Raw genomic sequence first — 16,000 nt, 5'->3', positions numbered from 1 at the left:
ACGAGTCTAGGGTGGCCGGGCTGCCGGCCCCACAGGGCGGTCGGTGACGAACCGGCCGCGGCTGCGACCGGCGAAGTTCGGCGTCTGGCGGTGGCAGTTGGGGCACAGGAACCGCAGGTTGCCGGCGAGGTTGTTGAGGAAGTCGCCGTCGAGGTGGTCGACGTCGAGCGTCAAGGGCCGGCCGAGCCACGTCCCGTCCTTGCCGCACGAGGCGCACACGTGCGGGCGGCCGGTCTCGAGCAGCGCACGGGTGAGGCGGTGCGGCTTGGTGCGGGCGTGCCCGGGAGGCAGCCGGACGAGCAGCTCCGCGGCGCTCGCGCGGTGGGGGATGACGGTCGGCCGGTAGGCGCGGAAGTGCGAGGTGTCGAGACCGTAGGCCTTGATCGTGCGGCTGATGTGCGCGTGGCACCCGCCGTTCTGGCGCAGGCCGAGCAGGCGCAGCACCCCCGCGACCGAGGTGGACTGCTCGACCAGGGGCTCGAGGAGCTCACGGGTGTACTTGCGTCGCGTCGCCATGGACCGACGCTAGGTCGGGGGTCCGACGCAATCGGCCGGCCGTTGCCCGCACCCGCCCCGCCGGGAAGGATGCGACCATGCCCACCACCCCCGACGCCCTGACCGCGATCTACGAGGACCTCCACCGCCACCCCGAGCTGGGCGGCCAGGAGCACCGGACGGCGGGCATCGTCGCCGACCACCTCCGCGCCCTCCAGTACGACGTCACGACCGGCGTCGGAGGCACCGGCGTCGTCGCGACGCTCGAGCGAGGCGCAGGCCCGGCGGTGCTGCTGCGCGCCGACATGGACGGCCTGCCCGTGAAGGAGGACACCGGGCTGCCGTACGCGAGCACGGCGACCGCGACGACGGCCGACGGCGAGGAGCACCCGGTGATGCACGCGTGCGGGCACGACGTCCACGTGACGTGCCTGCTGGGGGCGGCGGCGCGGCTCGCGCAGGACACGGAGTGGCGGGGGCGGGTGCTGCTGGTGTTCCAGCCCGACGAGGAGAACGGCAACGGCGCGCGGGACATGGTGGCCGACGGGCTCTTCGAGCGGTTCGGGAAGCCGGACGTGGTGCTGGGTCAGCACGTGGCGCCGTTGCCGGTGGGGGTGCTGGGGGTGCATGCGGGGGCGGCGTTCGCGGCGGCCGACAGCCTGCGGGTCGTGCTGCACGGGCAGGGTGGGCACGGGTCGCGACCCGAGGCGACGGTCGACCCGGTGGTGCTGGGGGCGGCGACGGTGCTGCGGCTGCAGACGGTGGTGGCGCGCGAGGTCGCGGGCAGTGACACGGCGGTGGTGACGGTGGGCTCGTTCCACGCGGGCTCCGCGCCGAACATCATCCCGGAGCAGGCGGAGCTGCAGCTCTCGGTGCGCACCACCGACGAGCACGTGCGGGCGAAGGTGCTGGCCGCGATCGAGCGGATCGTCCGTGGCGAGGCGGCGGCCGCCGGTGCGCCGCGCGAGCCCGAGGTCGAGCTCCTCCAGAGCTTCCCGGCCGTCGACAACGACGCCGACGCCTGCGCCCGGGTGGCGACCGCCTTCCAGGACGGCGGGCAGCACCTGGTCGTCGACCCCGGGCCGGTCACCGGGAGCGAGGACGTCGGCATCCTCGCCACCGAGGCCGGGGTGCCGTGCGCCTACTGGCTGCTCGGGGGCGCCGACCCGGCACTGTTCGCCGGCGCCACGACGGTCGACGAGCTGCGGCGCGTGGTGGCCGAGCTGCCGTCGAACCACTCGCCGCGCTACGCGCCGGTCGCCGGGCCCACGATCGAGTCGGGGGTCACCGCGCTGGTCGCGGCGGCGCGGTCCTTCCTGGGCTGAGCGGCGGCCTCGGCCGAGCGGGTGGCGGCGCTGCCGTAGGCGTAGACGCACATCAGCGCCACGAACGGCCACACGAGGCCGAGGACCACCGACGGCACGGCGTTGAGCACCACGAACGGCAGCGGGACGACGACGAACAGCAGGGCCGCGACGACGGCGCCGATGGTGGTGAGCAGCAGCAGGCCGAGGAGCAGGACCGGCAGCAGCGTGGTCACCGAGTGCCGGATCAGCCGGATGCTGCGGGGCAGCCCGGCGAACCCGGTCCGGCGCTCCAGCACGACCACCGGCACGAGCAGCACCCCCGCGGTCAGGACGACGAGCGCGAGCGGTGCCAGCACGACCGAGGTCGTCAGCAGGACGACGAGGAGCGCGGTGACGACCATGGCCGGCGCACCCGCGCCGAGCCGGCGCAGGCTCTCGCCGTACGCCGCGCGGAGACGGACGCGGGCCTCGATCCCGTCGGCGTCGAGGGTCCGCACGACGACGGCGAGCGCGCCGGCCGAGACGGGCAGCGTGAGCAGGCCGAGGAGCAGCGCGGCACCGCCGACCCAGCTGGGGACGAAGCGGGTGATCGTGACGCCCTGCAGGACGGCGGCGAGCACGTTGAGCAGTGCCGGTGGCAGCAGGCTGAGGAAGAACAGCACCGGGCGCTCACGGAGCACCGCCAGCGACGCGGCGACGACCTGGCCGCTGGAGCGGCGGGCCCGGAGGGGGAGCGCGCTGGTCGCCCACGACGTACGACGCAGCAGCCAGCCGAGCCCGAGCAGCGCGGCGACGAGGATCACCAGACCGCGCCAGGGGTCGTCGACGTAGCCGCGGAACAGGTCGCTGCCCCGGCCGACCAGGTCGCAGTAGGTCTCGGCGACCGCGGCACTGCTGGACCCGCCGGCAGGAACCTCGATCGAGGAGCCGCGGGCCTTGGCCGACCAGGCGAAGGGCCGGCTCCAGGCCTGCTTGCGGTTGGGGCCGGTCGGGCCGGCGTAGAAGCGCTTCGGGCCGACCTCGCCGTAGTGGCCCTCGTAGGTGATCCAGGGGAAGGCCGCCCGGCCGAGCACCGGGTCTGACGGGATGGTCTTGACCAGCGCCTCGATCGCCTCGTGCTCGCCGGCGGTGGTGTCGCAGCCGAAGCCGGTGTTGGCGGTGTTGCCCATGAAGATGCCGGCCGAGAACTGGTTGGCGTGCGAGCCCGCCGAGACGTACACGACCGGGTGGGTGTCGTCGCGGACCTCGAGCTTGGCGTCGCCCCAGGCGGCCTTCTCGGAGCCGTAGTGCTGCGAGTAGACGGCCAGCTCGGGCTCGAGCTCGTCGGCGAGCGCGGTGGCGGCGTCAGGGGCGGCGAACTCGAGCTGGATCCGCTCCCAGTCGGTCTCGTGCTTGTTGTTGTAGTCGTTGAACGCGTAGAAGAAGAAGTACTGCAGCGCGATCCGGTCGTCGACGCCCCGCTGGGTCGCGACGTGGGCGTAGATCGTCGGCTCGTGGCCGGCCCACTGCGAGCGCGCCCAGGTCTCGTAGTCGCAGCCCGGCGTCAGCGGGTTGCCGGGCAGGTCGAGCTCGTAGCCGGGCAGGCCCACCGAGACGTCCTTCGCCGACGGGCCGACCTGGACCAGGTCGCGCCCGGTCCACGGTCCGCGCAGCGCGATCGTCGGGTTGTCGAAGAGGACGTCGACGTCGCTGGGCAGGTACGGCTCGCCGGGCCCGCAGGTCTGCTTCTGGCGCACCAGCATCAGCACCGGCGCGAACCGCTCCGCCAGCGCCGCCTCGGCGGCGGCGGCCTCCTCGGCGCCGGGCGCCGGCGTGGTGCCGACGTCGGGATCGTCGGGGGAGCCGGGGACGACGTCCGGGTCGGTGTCGATGACCGAGGTGCCCGGCTCGTCCTCGTCGGTGGGCTCGTCGCCCGGCTCGTCCTCGGGCGTCGGCGTGGGCGTCGGTGTGGGCGTCGGTGTGGGCGTCGGTGTCGGCGTCGGGGCAGAGACGGCGAACCCCGCCCCGGCCGTGGCCGGAGCGGGGTGCAGTGCCGGGAAAGCCGGCAGGAACAGCGCGACGAGCAGGAGCAGCAGGCGGCGCATCGCGCGGCTCAGCTCACTCGGTCCAGGTCCAGCCGTCGAGGATCTCGTCGAACTTGTCGAACACGCCGTCGTCGCCCTTCTTGAGCGAGACGGTGATCGAGTAGCCCTTGTCACCGCTGATCACGAGGTAGGCGCGCTGGGAGACCTCGACGCCGTTGTCGTTGGTGCGGGAGATGTCGACGCCGATCGCCGACTGGCCGTCGATCGTCTTCTCGTCGATGTCGGTCACCTCGACGCTGGCGTCGCCCGAGCTGAGCGCGGTCTTCCAGGAGCTCTCGAGGTCGGCCGGGTCGGTGCTGCCGTAGGCGGACTGGGTCTCGACGATGACGTTGGCGCGGGCGGTGTTGAAGGTGCTGCCCCAGATCGCGACCTTGTCGAGCGTGGTCACGCCGGGGTTCTGGGCGAGGAAGTCCTCGGTGGCGTCCTTCCAGCCCGCGGGCAGCGTGAAGTAGTAGCCGAGGCCCTGCAGCGCGTCGGCCGGAGGGGTGTCGGTCTTGTCGGTCGGCTCGTCGGTGCCGCCGCTCTCGGTGGACGACGCGGTGGTCTCGGGGTCGTCGGCCTTCTTGTCGTCGCCGCCGCCGTTGGCGAGCGCGACGATGCCGATCACACCGCCGACGACGAGGACGAGCGCGACCACGATGGCGGCGACGATGAAGCCGGTGTTGCTCTTCTTCTTCGGCGGCGTCGGCTGCTGCGACCACCCGCCCGCGGCGTACGACGGGCCGCCGTAGCCGGCACCGCCCGCGCCCTGCTGGACCGGGTGCGGCGGGGACACCATCGGCTGGTGGGCGGGGGAGACGATCGGCTGCTGCGGCGGCGCGACCGGCGAGGTCATCGGGGCCGGCGGCGGGGGCGTGTGCTGCACGGGCGCCGTCCCCCCGGGCCCGTACGACGGCGGCGCGGCCGTGCCGGCGTCGGGGTCGAGCCCGGCGACCAGCGACTCGGGCACCTTGCCGAGCGCGAAGCCGAGGACCGCGACCGCCCACTGGCAGCCGCGGACGTCGGCGCTGCCGCGGTCGCGGGCCAGGCGCTGGCCGGCCGACTCGACCGCGTCGGCGGGGTTCGCGCCGCTGTCGAGCATGGTCACCATGCCGTCGAGGGCACCCAGGCGCACCGCGTCGGTGAGCAGGTTGATCGTCCCGCTCGAGGCCTGGCCCTCGTCGAGGTAGTCGTCGAGCGAGCCACGGAAGGCCGTGGCGTCACGGAACAGGTCGTGTCCGTGGTCGCGGGCGAGGTCGGCGAGCGCCTGGTGCAGCTTCATGGGAGTCCTTCTCTAGCGGGATTCGGGTCAGGCGGGCGCGGCGAGCCCGAGGTCCTTGCGGAGCTTCGCCACGTGGCCGGTCGCCTTGACGTTGTACTGCGCGAGCTCGATCGCACCGTCGGTCCCGACGACGAACGTCGAGCGGATGACGCCCTCGACGAGCTTGCCGTAGAGCTTCTTCTCGCCGTACGCGCCGTAGGCGCGGTGCACGCCCAGCTCGGGGTCGGAGAGCAGGGTGATGGTGAGCCCGTCGCGCTCGCGGAACTTGGCGAGCTTGGCGGGGGTGTCCTTCGAGACGCCGACCACGGTGTAGCCCGCGGCCTGGAGGGCGTCGAGGGAGTCGGTGAAGTCGCACGCCTGCTTGGTGCAGCCCGGCGTCATCGCCGCCGGGTAGAAGTAGACGATGACCTTGCGGCCCTCGGCGAGGAGGGCGGTGAGGGAGACCTCGCGCTCGTCGTCGGTGACGAGGGTGAAGTCGGGAGCGCTGTCGCCGGGGGCGAGGCGGACGGGGTCGCTCATGTGTTCCAGCTCCTGACAAGGTCGTGTTGTTGCAAAATGCGTGCAATAAGGTGGATCGTGCTCGTGACCATCTAACTACCCCGGTGGCGCGCTTCCGAACACCGGATCGAGTACAGGAGCAACGATGCACGTCCCCGACGGCTTCCTCGACGCCCCGACGTCGATCGCGACCGGCGTCGTCGCGGCCGCGGGCGTGGGTCTGGCGCTGCGCAAGGCGCGCACCGAGCTCGACGACCGGACCGCGCCGATGGCGGGCCTGGTCGCCGCCTTCGTGTTCGCCGGCCAGATGATCAACTTCCCGGTCGGCGCCGGCACCAGCGGGCACCTCCTCGGCGGCGCGCTGGCCGCGGTCCTGGTCGGACCCTGGACGGCGATGCTCTGCATCAGCGTGGTGCTGCTCGTCCAAGGCCTCTTCATGGCCGACGGCGGCCTGACCGCCCTCGGCACCAACATCACGCTCATGGCGATCGTCGGCGTCGTCGTCGGGTACGGCGTGTTCCGCCTGGCGCTCGGCGTGCTGCCCCGCCGGCCCGGCTCGGTGCCCCTGGCCGCCGCCGCGGGTGCGCTCGTCTCGGTCCCCGCCGCCGCGTCGGTGTTCAGCCTGCTCTTCGCGATCGGCGGCACCGCCGACATCGCGCCCGCCAAGGTGCTCACCGCGATGGTCGGCTGGCACCTGGTCATCGGCATCGGCGAGGCGGTCATCACCGGCCTCGTGGTCAGTGCCGTCATCGCCTCCCGGCCCGACCTGGTGCGCGGCGCGCGCGGGTACGCCGGACGACGAAGCCACCTGCAGAGCGAGGGGGTGGGCGCATGAGGAACCGTCGCTTCCTCCTCGCCGGCCTGCTCGTGGCGCTGCTCGTCGCCGGCGTCGGCAGCTACTACGCCAGCAGCCACCCCGACGGCCTCGAGTACGTCGCCGGCAAGACCGGCTTCATCGACTCCCAGGACGAGCCGGTCGACACCGGCAGCCCCTTCGCCGACTACAGCACGAAGGGCGTGGACGACGAGCGGCTCAGCGGAGGACTCGCCGGCGTGGCCGGCGTCCTGCTGACCCTGGTGATCGGCGGAGGGCTCTTCTGGGTCCTCCGGCGTCGCGACGGCTCCGCCGGCGATGTGGCGCCGGCGGAGCCTCCCGTGCCCGCCGACGCCGACTGAGCCGGGCGGGACGCGGCGATGGGCGCGGGGCACGGGCACCGGCTGCACTTCCACGGGCACTCCGTGGTGCACCGCGCTCCGGCGCACCTGAAGATCCTCGTGCTGCTCGGCTTCGTGCTGGGCGTCGTGGCCACCCCGCGCGAGTGGTACCCGGTCTTCGGGGGCTACCTCGCGCTCGTCCTCGGCGTGGTGGTGCTGGCCCGGGTGCCGCTGCGCTACCTCCTGCCGCGGATGGTCATCGAGGTGCCCTTCCTCCTCTTCGCCGCGCTCGTCCCGTTCGTCGCCGAGGGGGAGCGGATCGCCGTCCACGTGGTCGGCGGGTGGGAGCTCTCGCTCTCCGAGTCCGGCCTGCTCGCCGCCTGGGGCCTGGTCGCCAAGGGCACGCTCGGCGTCCTCGCCTCGCTGACGCTGGCCGCGACCACCGAGCCGGCCGAGGTGCTGCGCGGCCTGCAGCGGCTGCGCCTGCCCGACCTGCTCGTGCAGATCATGGGCTTCATGATCCGCTACCTCGACGTCGTCACCAGCGACCTCGCGCGGATGCTCACCGCCATGCGCTCGCGCGGTGTCGACCCCCGGTCGCCGCGGCACTGGCCGGCGCTCGCGCGTACGCTCGGGGCGCTGTTCGTGCGGTCGTACGAGAGGGGAGAGCGCGTGCACCTGGCGATGCTGTCGCGCGGGTACGACGGCCGGCTCCCCGAGGAGGCCCGGTGACCACGCCCGTCCTCGACGTCCGGTCCCTGGCGTTCGCCTACCCCGACGGCCACCAGGCGCTCTTCGGTGTCGACCTGCACGTGCACGCGGGGGAGCGGGTCGCCCTGCTCGGTCCCAACGGCGCCGGCAAGACCACCCTCGTGCTCCACCTCAACGGCATCCTGTCCGGCGAGAGCGGCGACGGCGCGGGCAGCGTCGCGGTCAGCGGCCTGCCGGTGACCAAGAAGAACCTCCTCGAGATCCGGCGCCGGGTCGGCATCGTGTTCCAGGACCCCGACGACCAGCTGTTCATGGGCTCGGTGCGGGCCGACGTCGGCTTCGGCCCGGCCAACCTGGGCCTCAAGGGCGCCGCGCTCGAGCGGCGGGTGATGGACGCGCTCGACCAGGTCGGCATGGCCGACTTCGCCGACCGTCCGCCGCACCACCTCTCGTTCGGCCAGCGGCGCCGGGTCGCCGTCGCCACGGTGCTGGCGATGGAGCCCGAGATCCTGGTCCTCGACGAGCCCAGCTCGAACCTCGACCCCGCCTCGCGCCGCGAGCTCGCCGACATCCTGCGCGGGCTCGACGTGACCCTGCTGATGGTGACCCACGACCTGCCCTACGCGCTCGAGCTGTGCCCGCGCGCCGTGGTGCTCAGCGACGGCCGGGTGGTGGCCGACGGATCGACCTACGACGTGCTCACCGACGAGGCCCTCATGCGTGCCCACCGGTTGGAACTGCCCTGGGGTTTCGACCCCCGCACCATCGCGGTTGATAGCCTGCCCCGGTGACTGGGACTCCCTCTGACATCGAGCGCGAGATCGAAGAGGCGCGCGAGCGCCTCGCGGGCACGATCGACCAGCTGCTCTACCGTTCGCACCCCAAGACGATCGTCGGGCGCGAGGTGGCGCAGGTGAAGGCGCACTACGTGGACGTCGAGACGGGCGAGCCGCGCACCGACAACATCCTCAAGACCGTGGGGATCGTCGTCGGGGTGATCGCCGTGGGTGTCGTGCTGCGCAAGATCACCAGCTAGGACCCGCGGCACCCGTGACCGACAAGACCCCCATCAAGATGCTGCACGACCGCATCTTGTGCGAGACCGACACCGAGGCCGGCGAGCGCCGCTCCTCCGGTGGCATCGTCATCCCCGCGACCGCAGCGATGGGCGCCCGCCGCCTGGCCTGGTCGCGCGTCGTCGCCGTCGGCCCGCACTGCCGAGCCGTGGTGACCGGCGACAAGGTGCTCTACGACCCCGACGACAAGGCGGAGGTCGAGGTCTCCGGCGAGGTCTACGTCGTGATGCGCGAGCGCGACATCCACGCGGTCGCCGCCGACCGCCTCGGCGACGAGGCGGCCGGCCTCTACCTCTGAGCGGGTGCGCCCGCCTCCGCGGCGAGCCGCCCGCGCGCCACGCCGAGCGCGAAGGTCACCGGGGTGAAGAGCAGCATCAGCCAGTTCACCCAGCCCGTGCGGCCGCTGATCAGGTCGAAGTTCGTGCCGATCAGGTAGAGCCCGACGCCGAGCCCGAGCGCGGCGAGCCCGGGCGCCACCTGGACCCGCCACGGGCTGTGCCCGCGCCGGTCGCGGGTGAAGAAGGCCAGCACGGACAGCGCACCGACGGCCTGGGCGGCCACGACGCCGAAGACGCCCGGGGGCGTAGGTCCAGAACGCGAACTGCAGCGGGTCGGCGCCGGCGAGCACGCCCACCACGATGCCGGCGAGCACCACGACGGTGATCGTGACGCTCGCGACGTACGGCGAGCGCATCCGCGGGTGGGTGCGGGCGAACCGGGCCGGCAGCAGGCCGGTGCGTCCCATCGCGAACAGGTAGCGGGCGCAGGCGTTGTGGAAGGCCACCGCGGCGGCCAGGAAGCTCGTCACGACGAGCAGGCTCATGCTGGAGGCCAGGCCGCGCCCGGCGTAGTCCTCGGCGGCGACGAAGAGCATCTCGCCGTAGAACTCGCCCTCGCGGTGCGCGCCCTCGAGCATCCCGGTGACGCCCCAGGCCTGCACCAGCACCCACGCGCAGAAGGCGTAGAAGACCGAGAGGAAGGCGATCGCGGCGTACGTCGCGCGGGGGATCGTCCGCTCGGGGCGCTTGGCCTCCTCGACGTAGATCGCGGTCCCCTCGAAGCCGATGTAGGAGCCGAAGCCGATCACGAAGAGCGCGCCGGCGCCGCTCGCGAAGACGTGGGACGGCGCCAGCGGCGCGGCCGTGAGCGGCTCCGGGCGCTGCTGGACGAGGACGGCGACAGCGAAGATCACCAGCACCACCACCTCGGCCGTCAGCAGGACGGCGAGCACCTTCGCGCCGACGTCGACCTGCCGGTAGCCGAGCACCCCCACGAGGACCGCGCAGCCGAGGCCGGCGACCCACCAGGGCAGGTCGAACCCGAGCAGCCGCTGCACCTCGAGCTGGGCGTAGAAGCCGATGAAGCCGTAGAAGCCGGTCACCATCACGCCGTAGCAGCAGGCGGTCATCACCGCGACGCCGTTGCCGGCGTCGCGGCCGAGCCCGCGACTGGCGTAGGCGTAGAACGCGCCGGCGTTGCGCACGTAGCGGGTCATCGCGGTGAACCCGATCGCGAACAGGGTCAGCACCACACCCGCGGCGAGGTAGGCGCCCGGGGCCCCGATCCCGCCGACCCGGACCGAGAACGGGGTCGTCGCGATCACGGTCAGCGGGGCCGCGGCCGAGACCACGAAGAACACGATCCCCCAGGCGCCGAGACGGCCCTGGGCCAGGCCGCTCTCGCTCATCGGACGGCCTCCGTCACGGCCGCAGCGGTGGTCACGTGGACAGGTGGCCGGCGCCCGGCCCACGGGAGCTCCTGCTCGAGGGCCAGCGCGAGGCGCAGCAGCACGTCGTCGCTTCCGCGCCGGCCGACCAGCTGGACGCCGATCGGCAGGCCGGAGGCGCTCGTGCCGACCGGGACGCTGACCGCCGGGTGCCCGGTCAGGTTGAAGATCGAGAGGTTCGGGTGGATCTGCTCCAGCGCCGACCAGTGGTCGACCGCGGCCGGTGCGACCGCGGTGAGGTTGCCCGTGCCGTGGGGCGGCGGCAGCACCTGGAGGGTCGGCGTGACGAGCACGTCGACGTCGTCGAAGAACCGCTCGACCTGCCAGCGCACCAGCGCCCGGCCCTCGCTCGCGGCGAGGACGTCGGCGGCACCGAGCCGCTCCGCCGTCCGGACGTAGGTCAGCGCGACCGGCTCGACCAGGTCGACCAGGTCGTCCGGGCCGGTGTCGACCGGGCGCCCGGTCGCCAGGGCGATCTCCGTGACCTCGGCGGCGACCCCGAGCGCGAAGTACGTCGCGCCGGTGGCGACGGCGGTCGCGCTGTCGTAGTGCGGTCGCCGCTCCTGCACGCGGTGCCCCAGCGAGCCGAGCGTCGAGGCGGCCAGCAGGGTCGCGGCGGCCACCTCCGGGTCGAGGTCGGAGCGCGGCGCCCAGGGCTCGGCGGAGACCGCGATCCGCAGCCGGTCCTGGCGCTCGGCGAGCGCGGCGCGGAACGAGCGACGCGGCCAGGCGGCGAACGGGTCGCCGGGCTGGCGCGCGGCGAGGACGTCGAGCAGGAGCGCGGTGTCGCGCACGGTGCGCGTGACGACGTTCTCGACCGCGATCCCGAAGAGGTGCTCGGCCCGGCCGGGGCCCGGCGAGACCAGCCCGCGGCTCGGCTTGAGACCGACCAGGCCGCAGCAGGAGGCCGGGATCCGGATCGAGCCGCCTCCGTCGCTGGCGAGCGCGAAGGGGACCACGCCGGCCGCGACGGCCGCCGCGGCCCCGCCGCTGCTGCCGCCCGCGGTGACGTCGGGCGACCAGGGGTTGCGGGTGGTGCCGTGGAGGGCGGACTCGGTGCTGCTGAGGATCGCCAGCTCGGGCACCGCGCTGCGGCCGACCACCCGGGCACCCTCGTCGAGCACCCGCTCGACGACATGGCCGGTCGTGGTGGCGCGCACGCCCTGCGCGAGCCGGCTCCCACGCTCGTGCAGCCGGCCGGCCTCGGGCGTGGAGTCCTTGCGCAGCGTCGGGACGCCGGGGAGCAGCGCGTCGTCGCGCAGCGGGCGCCGCGACGGCTCGTCGTACACCTCGACGACGGCGGCGAGCGCGGGGTCCACCGCCGCGGCCGCCGCGGCGGCGAGCGCGGCGGGCTCGTCGGGGGCGACGTCGCCGGCGCGGACGTGGGCGGCCAGCGAGGTGGCGTCGAGGGTGGCGTACTCACCGAGATCCATGGGGAGCAGCGTCGTCAGGACGCCGGCCGGGCGCCGCCTACGTAGTGTCGGTTGTCGCCGGGCTTCCCGGCAGTTCGTCAAGGCTGGCGCGGGCGAGCAGCGCCAGGTGCAGCGAGGTCCGGATCTGCGGGTCCTCGAGGTCGACGCCGAGGACGGCCTCGATCCGGGCGAGCCGCTCGTAGAGCACGGGCCGCGAGACCAGCAGGCTCTTGGCGGCTCCCGCCTTGCCGCCGCGGGACTCGAGGTAGACCCGCAGCAGGTCGGTCAGCGACGTCCCGCGGTCGGCGTCGTGGGCGAGCAGCGGGCCGAGCTCGCGCCCCGCGAACGCCTGGAGCCGCTCGTCGTCGCGCAGGAGGTGCACGAGGCCGCGCACGTGGACGTCGGCGAGCGTGGTCCACGGGCGCGGGTCGTCGGACTCGGTGGCCGCGAGGACGTGCTCGGCCCCCACGAGCGTGGCGGGGGCGTCCTCGATCCGCCCGACGACCTCACCCCGCGCGACCGTCACCGCGACCCGCCCGCGCAGTGCCCGGACGAGCGCCTGCATCGCCGCGTCGGCCGCGCGGCCGGGTGCGAGGCTGACCAGCCCGACGGCGTGGTCGGCCTCGACGCCGACGAGGACCGGCAGGCCGAGGTCGCGCGCGGCGCCGGCCAGTGCGCCGCCCAGGTCGGCCGGCGCGGCGACGCCCGGGGCGCCCGGCTCGACCCGGCCGCGCACGGCGACGGCGAACAGGCGGCAGCCGGTCACCGGCAGGTGGGACGCCTCGCAGCGGACGAGGAGCTCGGGCGTGATCCGCCCGGCGCGCAGCTCGGCCAGCAGCGCGGCGTGCGTGCCCCGCTCCAGGCCGTCGCGAGCGCCGGTGACGAGCTGCTGGAGCGCCAGCGTGGCCGCGGCCCGCTCGACCAGGACGTAGTCGCGGCGCCGGGGGAGTCCCTCGGTGATGAGCACCAGCCGGCCCCAGTCGTCGCCGCGGGTGCCGACCACGGTGGTGAGCCAGCCGCTGCGCCGGTCGTAGCCGGTGCGGCCGGGCGTCGTCACCTCGCGCGAGCGCCGGCTCCACTCGCCGAGCACGCCGGAGTGGTCGCCGCGGGCCAGGTCGAAGCCGAGCACCTGGTGGCGGAACGACTCCAGCACGACCGGTGCCTGGGCGACCCGGGCGATCGTGCGCAAGATCGCGGCGGCATCGGTCTGGGCCAGGTCGAGCCGGGTGAAGTCGTCGTGCAGCTGCTCGATGGCGCGCAGGTCCTCGACCTGGGCGTCGTGGATCCGGGCGCCGACCTCCTCGACGACGGCGGCGAACCGCACCTCGCGGTGCAGTGCGACGAGCGCGAGGGAGTGCTCACGGCAGGCCTCCACCAGGGCGGCCGGCACCGCCGGCCAGCGCCGCCCGAGCTCGAGGACCAGGCCGGCCACGCCGGCGGCGGTGAGCGAGCCGACGTAGCGGTGGATCTCGTCGGCGTCGTCGCCGAGGAACAGCCCGTTGGTGAGCACCACCTCGTCGCCGCGCAGCAGCGACGCGATGTCGGCGACCTCGGCCGGGTGCAGCCAGCGCACGGGCCGGTCGAGCTGGTCGGCGCCGGCGACCACCTCGGCGTCTGCGGCGGACAGCACGGGGGTCGCGAGCACCTCGCGCAGGGTGGGCAGCACGGCACCTCCGGGTCCGGGTCGGCGCCACCCTAGGGGCCGGCGCCGGGCCGGGCACGGCGCGCGCCTCCTCCGTTCGCGAACCGTCGACGGAGCGCGATGTGACGTAACACACATCGCGCGGGCCTCGTTGCACCTCCGTGCGCTCCCCCCGACTGCTGTCGCTGCTCGCTGCCGTCCTTGTCGTGCCCACCCTCGCCGCGGCGGGGCCCGGTCCGGCGGCACCAGCGGCGCCCGCCGCCGCGCCGTCGTACCGGGCGACGGTGCGGCTCACCGCCCACGGCATCCCGCACATCACGGCCGGTGACTGGGGATCGCTCGGCTACGGCAGCGGCTACGCCACGGCCCGCTCGTCGATCTGCAACCTGGCCGACACCGTGCTCACCGCCCGCGGGCAGCGCTCGCGCTACCTGGGGCCGAACGGGCGCTACCAGGACGGCGTCTCGATGGACGCCAGCAACCTCCAGGTCGACGCCTTCGTCACCGACCTGCGCAACCGCAAGGTGGTCGAGGGTCTGCTCGCCTCGCCGGCCGGGCCCAGCCCGCGGGCGCGCGAGATGGTCAAGGGCTATGCGGCAGGCGTCAACCGCTGGCTGCGCGACCAGCGGATCACCGACCCGGCATGCCGGGCCCAGACCTGGATCAAGCCCGACGCCACCGAGCTCGACCTCTGGTACGGCGTCTACCTGGCCAACCTGATCGCGTCGTCGGGCGTGTTCGTCAAGGAGATCGTCGAGGCCGACCCGCCCACCCTGCAGGACCCGGGCCTGCCCGACCTCGGCATCGACCTCCCGCTGCCGAAGACCCAGGCCGAGGTGCCGGCGTACGCCGCGCAGGTCGACCGCGCGGCACTGCTGCGCTCGCTCGGGCGCGACACCGACTTCGGCTCCAACGCGACCGCGATCGGCGGCGACGCCAGCTCGACCGGGCGCGGGATGCTGCTCGGCAACCCGCACTTCCCGTGGGTCGGGCGCTACAAGTTCACCCAGCAGCACCTCACCCTCCCCGGCCAGTACGACGTCGCGGGCGCCTCGCTGATGGGCTCGCCCGTCGTCAACATCGGCTGGAACAAGGACGTCGCGTGGAGCCACACCGTCTCCACCGCCTACCGGTTCACCCCCTACGAGTACCTCACCGTCGGGCCCGGTCCGCTCTACCTCAGCGGCAACGGGCTGCTCAGGAAGGCGGAGCGGCGCTGGGTCGAGATCGCCGCGAAGCAGCCGGACGGCACGGTCAAGACCGTCCGCGAGGACCTCTGGCGCACGCCGCAGGGCTACGTGATCGACAGCCCGTCGCAGTTCATGGGCTGGTCGCCGATCAGCCTCTGGGCGATCCGGGACGCCAACGCCGAGCACCTGCGCACCATCGACACCTTCCTGTCGATGGGCCAGGCGTCGAGCAGCCGCGACCTGCTGCGCCGCCAGGACGCCGGCGGCGGCATGCCCTGGGTCAACACGGTCGCGGCCGACCGTGGCGGCGACGTGCTCTACGCCGACCACAGCGTGGTGCCGAACGTCCCCGACGCCCTGGTCACCCGCTGCCTCACGCCGGTCGGGCTGCTGCTCAAGACGGTCGCGGGGCTGCCGGGCCTCAACGGCCTCCTGGCCGACGGCGCCTGCAAGTGGGGGACCGATGCCGACGCGCAGCGGCCGGGGATCCTCGGGCCGGCGAGGCTGCCGTCCGTCGTCCGCCGTGACTGGGTGATGAACGCCAACGACTCGTACTGGACGCCCAACGACAAGGTCCGGCTCGAGGGCTACGCCTCGATCATCGGCTGCGAGAAGTGCGTCCGCACGATGCGGACCCGGATGGTGGCGCAGTACGTCCTCGACCGGCTCCGCACCGCCGGCAAGGAGACGCCCGAGAGCCTGCGTGGGCACGAGTACGAGAACCGCGTCCGCGCGGCCGAGGTGATGCGCGCCGACGGCCGGCTCGACGAGGTCTGCGCCAAGACGGGGGAGACCCAGGCGTGCGCGGTGCTGAAGGCCTGGGACGGCCGCTCCGACATCACGTCGGTCGGCACCCACCTGTTCGAGGCGTTCGTGACGCGCGCGCCCACCGGCACCAACCTGTGGAACGTGCCCTTCGACGCCAAGGACCCGTTCAACACGCCGCGCGGGCTCACGACCACCGCGCCCGTGGTCAAGGCGATGCAGGCGGCGATCGACGCCGTGCGCAAGGCCGGGGTCGCCTTCGATGCACCCTGGGGGAGCCTGCAGGTCGCGGGCGACCGCGGGGCGCCGGCGTACCCCCTCGGGGGCGGTGACGGCGACCTCGCGGGCAACGCCAACGCGCTCGCGTCGCGCGACCCGGCCGGCAACACGGGCCGCTACAAGCCGGTCAGCTACGGCTCCTCGCACATCCAGGCCGTCGCCTACCTGGCCGACGGGAGCGTCGACGCCCGCACGATCCTCACCTACAGCCAGGACGAGGACCCGGCCTCCCCGTGGTCCGCCGACCAGACCCGGCTCTTCTCCCAGGAGCAGTGGGTCCGCTTCCCCTGGACGCCCGCCCAGGTGCGGGCCGCGCTGGTCCGCACCATCGACCTGCAGGGGAGCTGAGCACGCCGCACCCGGCACGCCGATACGCTCGACGCGATCGACCGAGCGCAG

14 protein-coding genes and 1 pseudogene are annotated in these 16,000 nt (G+C 73.9%); 8 read left to right on the top strand and 7 right to left on the bottom strand.

Annotation, left to right across the window (positions count from 1 at the left end; translation table 11 throughout):
• Positions 1-6: 6 nt before the first annotated feature.
• The gene (locus BM223_RS11865) at positions 7-516 is read right to left on the bottom strand and encodes an HNH endonuclease signature motif containing protein (protein WP_052138363.1); all 510 of its coding nucleotides are present in this window, start codon (positions 514-516) and stop codon (positions 7-9) included.
• A gap of 77 nt (positions 517-593) precedes the next feature.
• Here BM223_RS11865 and BM223_RS11860 point away from each other — a divergent pair, with 77 nt between their 5' ends.
• A complete protein-coding gene (locus tag BM223_RS11860; protein ID WP_038677669.1) occupies positions 594-1,820 on the top strand; it encodes an amidohydrolase in 1,227 nt (408 codons plus the stop codon).
• Here BM223_RS11860 and BM223_RS28965 read toward each other — a convergent pair.
• The 3 genes from BM223_RS28965 to bcp are packed head-to-tail and all read right to left on the bottom strand — an operon-like array spanning position 1,742 to position 5,666.
• Positions 1,742-3,886, bottom strand: a complete 2,145-nt coding sequence (locus BM223_RS28965; protein WP_038677671.1) for a hypothetical protein — start codon at positions 3,884-3,886, stop codon at positions 1,742-1,744. The two genes, BM223_RS11860 and BM223_RS28965, sit on opposite strands and share 79 nt — an antisense overlap.
• Before the next feature lie 13 nt (positions 3,887-3,899).
• Positions 3,900-5,147, bottom strand: a complete 1,248-nt coding sequence (locus tag BM223_RS11850) for a hypothetical protein (RefSeq protein ID WP_038677673.1) — start codon at positions 5,145-5,147, stop codon at positions 3,900-3,902.
• Positions 5,148-5,174: 27 nt separating this feature from the next.
• A complete protein-coding gene (bcp, locus tag BM223_RS11845; RefSeq protein ID WP_038677675.1) occupies positions 5,175-5,666 on the bottom strand; it encodes a thioredoxin-dependent thiol peroxidase in 492 nt (163 codons plus the stop codon).
• A gap of 124 nt (positions 5,667-5,790) precedes the next feature.
• On the opposite strand from bcp, the gene BM223_RS11840 reads away from it, so the two are divergent.
• Genes BM223_RS11840 through BM223_RS28955 form a run of 6 tightly spaced genes read left to right on the top strand, consistent with a single transcriptional unit; the run spans position 5,791 to position 8,885 of the window.
• The gene (locus BM223_RS11840; protein WP_052138364.1) at positions 5,791-6,480 is read left to right on the top strand and encodes an energy-coupling factor ABC transporter permease; all 690 of its coding nucleotides are present in this window, start codon (positions 5,791-5,793) and stop codon (positions 6,478-6,480) included.
• A complete protein-coding gene (locus BM223_RS28960) occupies positions 6,477-6,821 on the top strand; it encodes a PDGLE domain-containing protein (RefSeq protein WP_038677677.1) in 345 nt (114 codons plus the stop codon). The genes BM223_RS11840 and BM223_RS28960 overlap by 4 nt, the downstream gene beginning before the upstream one ends.
• 18 nt (positions 6,822-6,839) lie before the next feature.
• Positions 6,840-7,532 carry a cobalt ECF transporter T component CbiQ gene (gene cbiQ / locus BM223_RS11830; protein ID WP_038677679.1) on the top strand — a complete coding sequence of 231 codons (693 nt, stop codon included), beginning with the start codon at positions 6,840-6,842 and terminating at the stop codon, positions 7,530-7,532.
• Positions 7,529-8,302, top strand: a complete 774-nt coding sequence (locus BM223_RS11825) for an energy-coupling factor ABC transporter ATP-binding protein (RefSeq protein WP_038677681.1) — start codon at positions 7,529-7,531, stop codon at positions 8,300-8,302. The genes cbiQ and BM223_RS11825 overlap by 4 nt, the downstream gene beginning before the upstream one ends.
• Positions 8,299-8,547, top strand: coding sequence for a DUF3618 domain-containing protein (locus BM223_RS11820; RefSeq protein WP_038677684.1), 249 nt, complete (start codon positions 8,299-8,301; stop codon positions 8,545-8,547). Before BM223_RS11825 ends, BM223_RS11820 begins: the two co-directional genes overlap by 4 nt.
• A gap of 38 nt (positions 8,548-8,585) precedes the next feature.
• Complete coding sequence (locus tag BM223_RS28955) at positions 8,586-8,885, top strand: GroES family chaperonin (protein ID WP_075018600.1); 300 nt, start codon at positions 8,586-8,588, stop codon at positions 8,883-8,885.
• A 330-nt stretch (positions 8,886-9,215) separates the two neighbouring features.
• On the opposite strand, the pseudogene BM223_RS29740 reads toward BM223_RS28955, so the two are convergent.
• The 3 genes and pseudogenes from BM223_RS29740 to BM223_RS11800 all read right to left on the bottom strand — a co-directional run.
• Positions 9,216-10,274, bottom strand: a pseudogene (locus BM223_RS29740) (APC family permease); the annotation flags it as partial.
• Positions 10,271-11,746 carry an amidase gene (locus tag BM223_RS11805; RefSeq protein WP_038677687.1) on the bottom strand — a complete coding sequence of 492 codons (1,476 nt, stop codon included), beginning with the start codon at positions 11,744-11,746 and terminating at the stop codon, positions 10,271-10,273. The pseudogene BM223_RS29740 and the gene BM223_RS11805, both read right to left, overlap by 4 nt.
• 37 nt (positions 11,747-11,783) lie before the next feature.
• Complete coding sequence (locus tag BM223_RS11800; RefSeq protein ID WP_038677689.1) at positions 11,784-13,391, bottom strand: PucR family transcriptional regulator; 1,608 nt, start codon at positions 13,389-13,391, stop codon at positions 11,784-11,786.
• A gap of 137 nt (positions 13,392-13,528) precedes the next feature.
• On the opposite strand from BM223_RS11800, the gene BM223_RS11795 reads away from it, so the two are divergent.
• Positions 13,529-15,949 (top strand): penicillin acylase family protein, encoded by a 2,421-nt coding sequence (locus tag BM223_RS11795; protein WP_075018565.1) that lies wholly within the window; start codon positions 13,529-13,531, stop codon positions 15,947-15,949.
• The last annotated feature ends 51 nt before the right edge of the window (positions 15,950-16,000 follow it).

Origin of the sequence: Pimelobacter simplex, assembly GCF_900114845.1 — a bacterium.
In the GTDB taxonomy this organism is placed as follows: Bacteria; Actinomycetota; Actinomycetes; order Propionibacteriales; family Nocardioidaceae; genus Nocardioides; species Nocardioides simplex.
The sequence above is the reverse complement of the archived record's forward strand: the minus strand, read 5'-3'. Positions and strand labels throughout refer to the sequence as shown.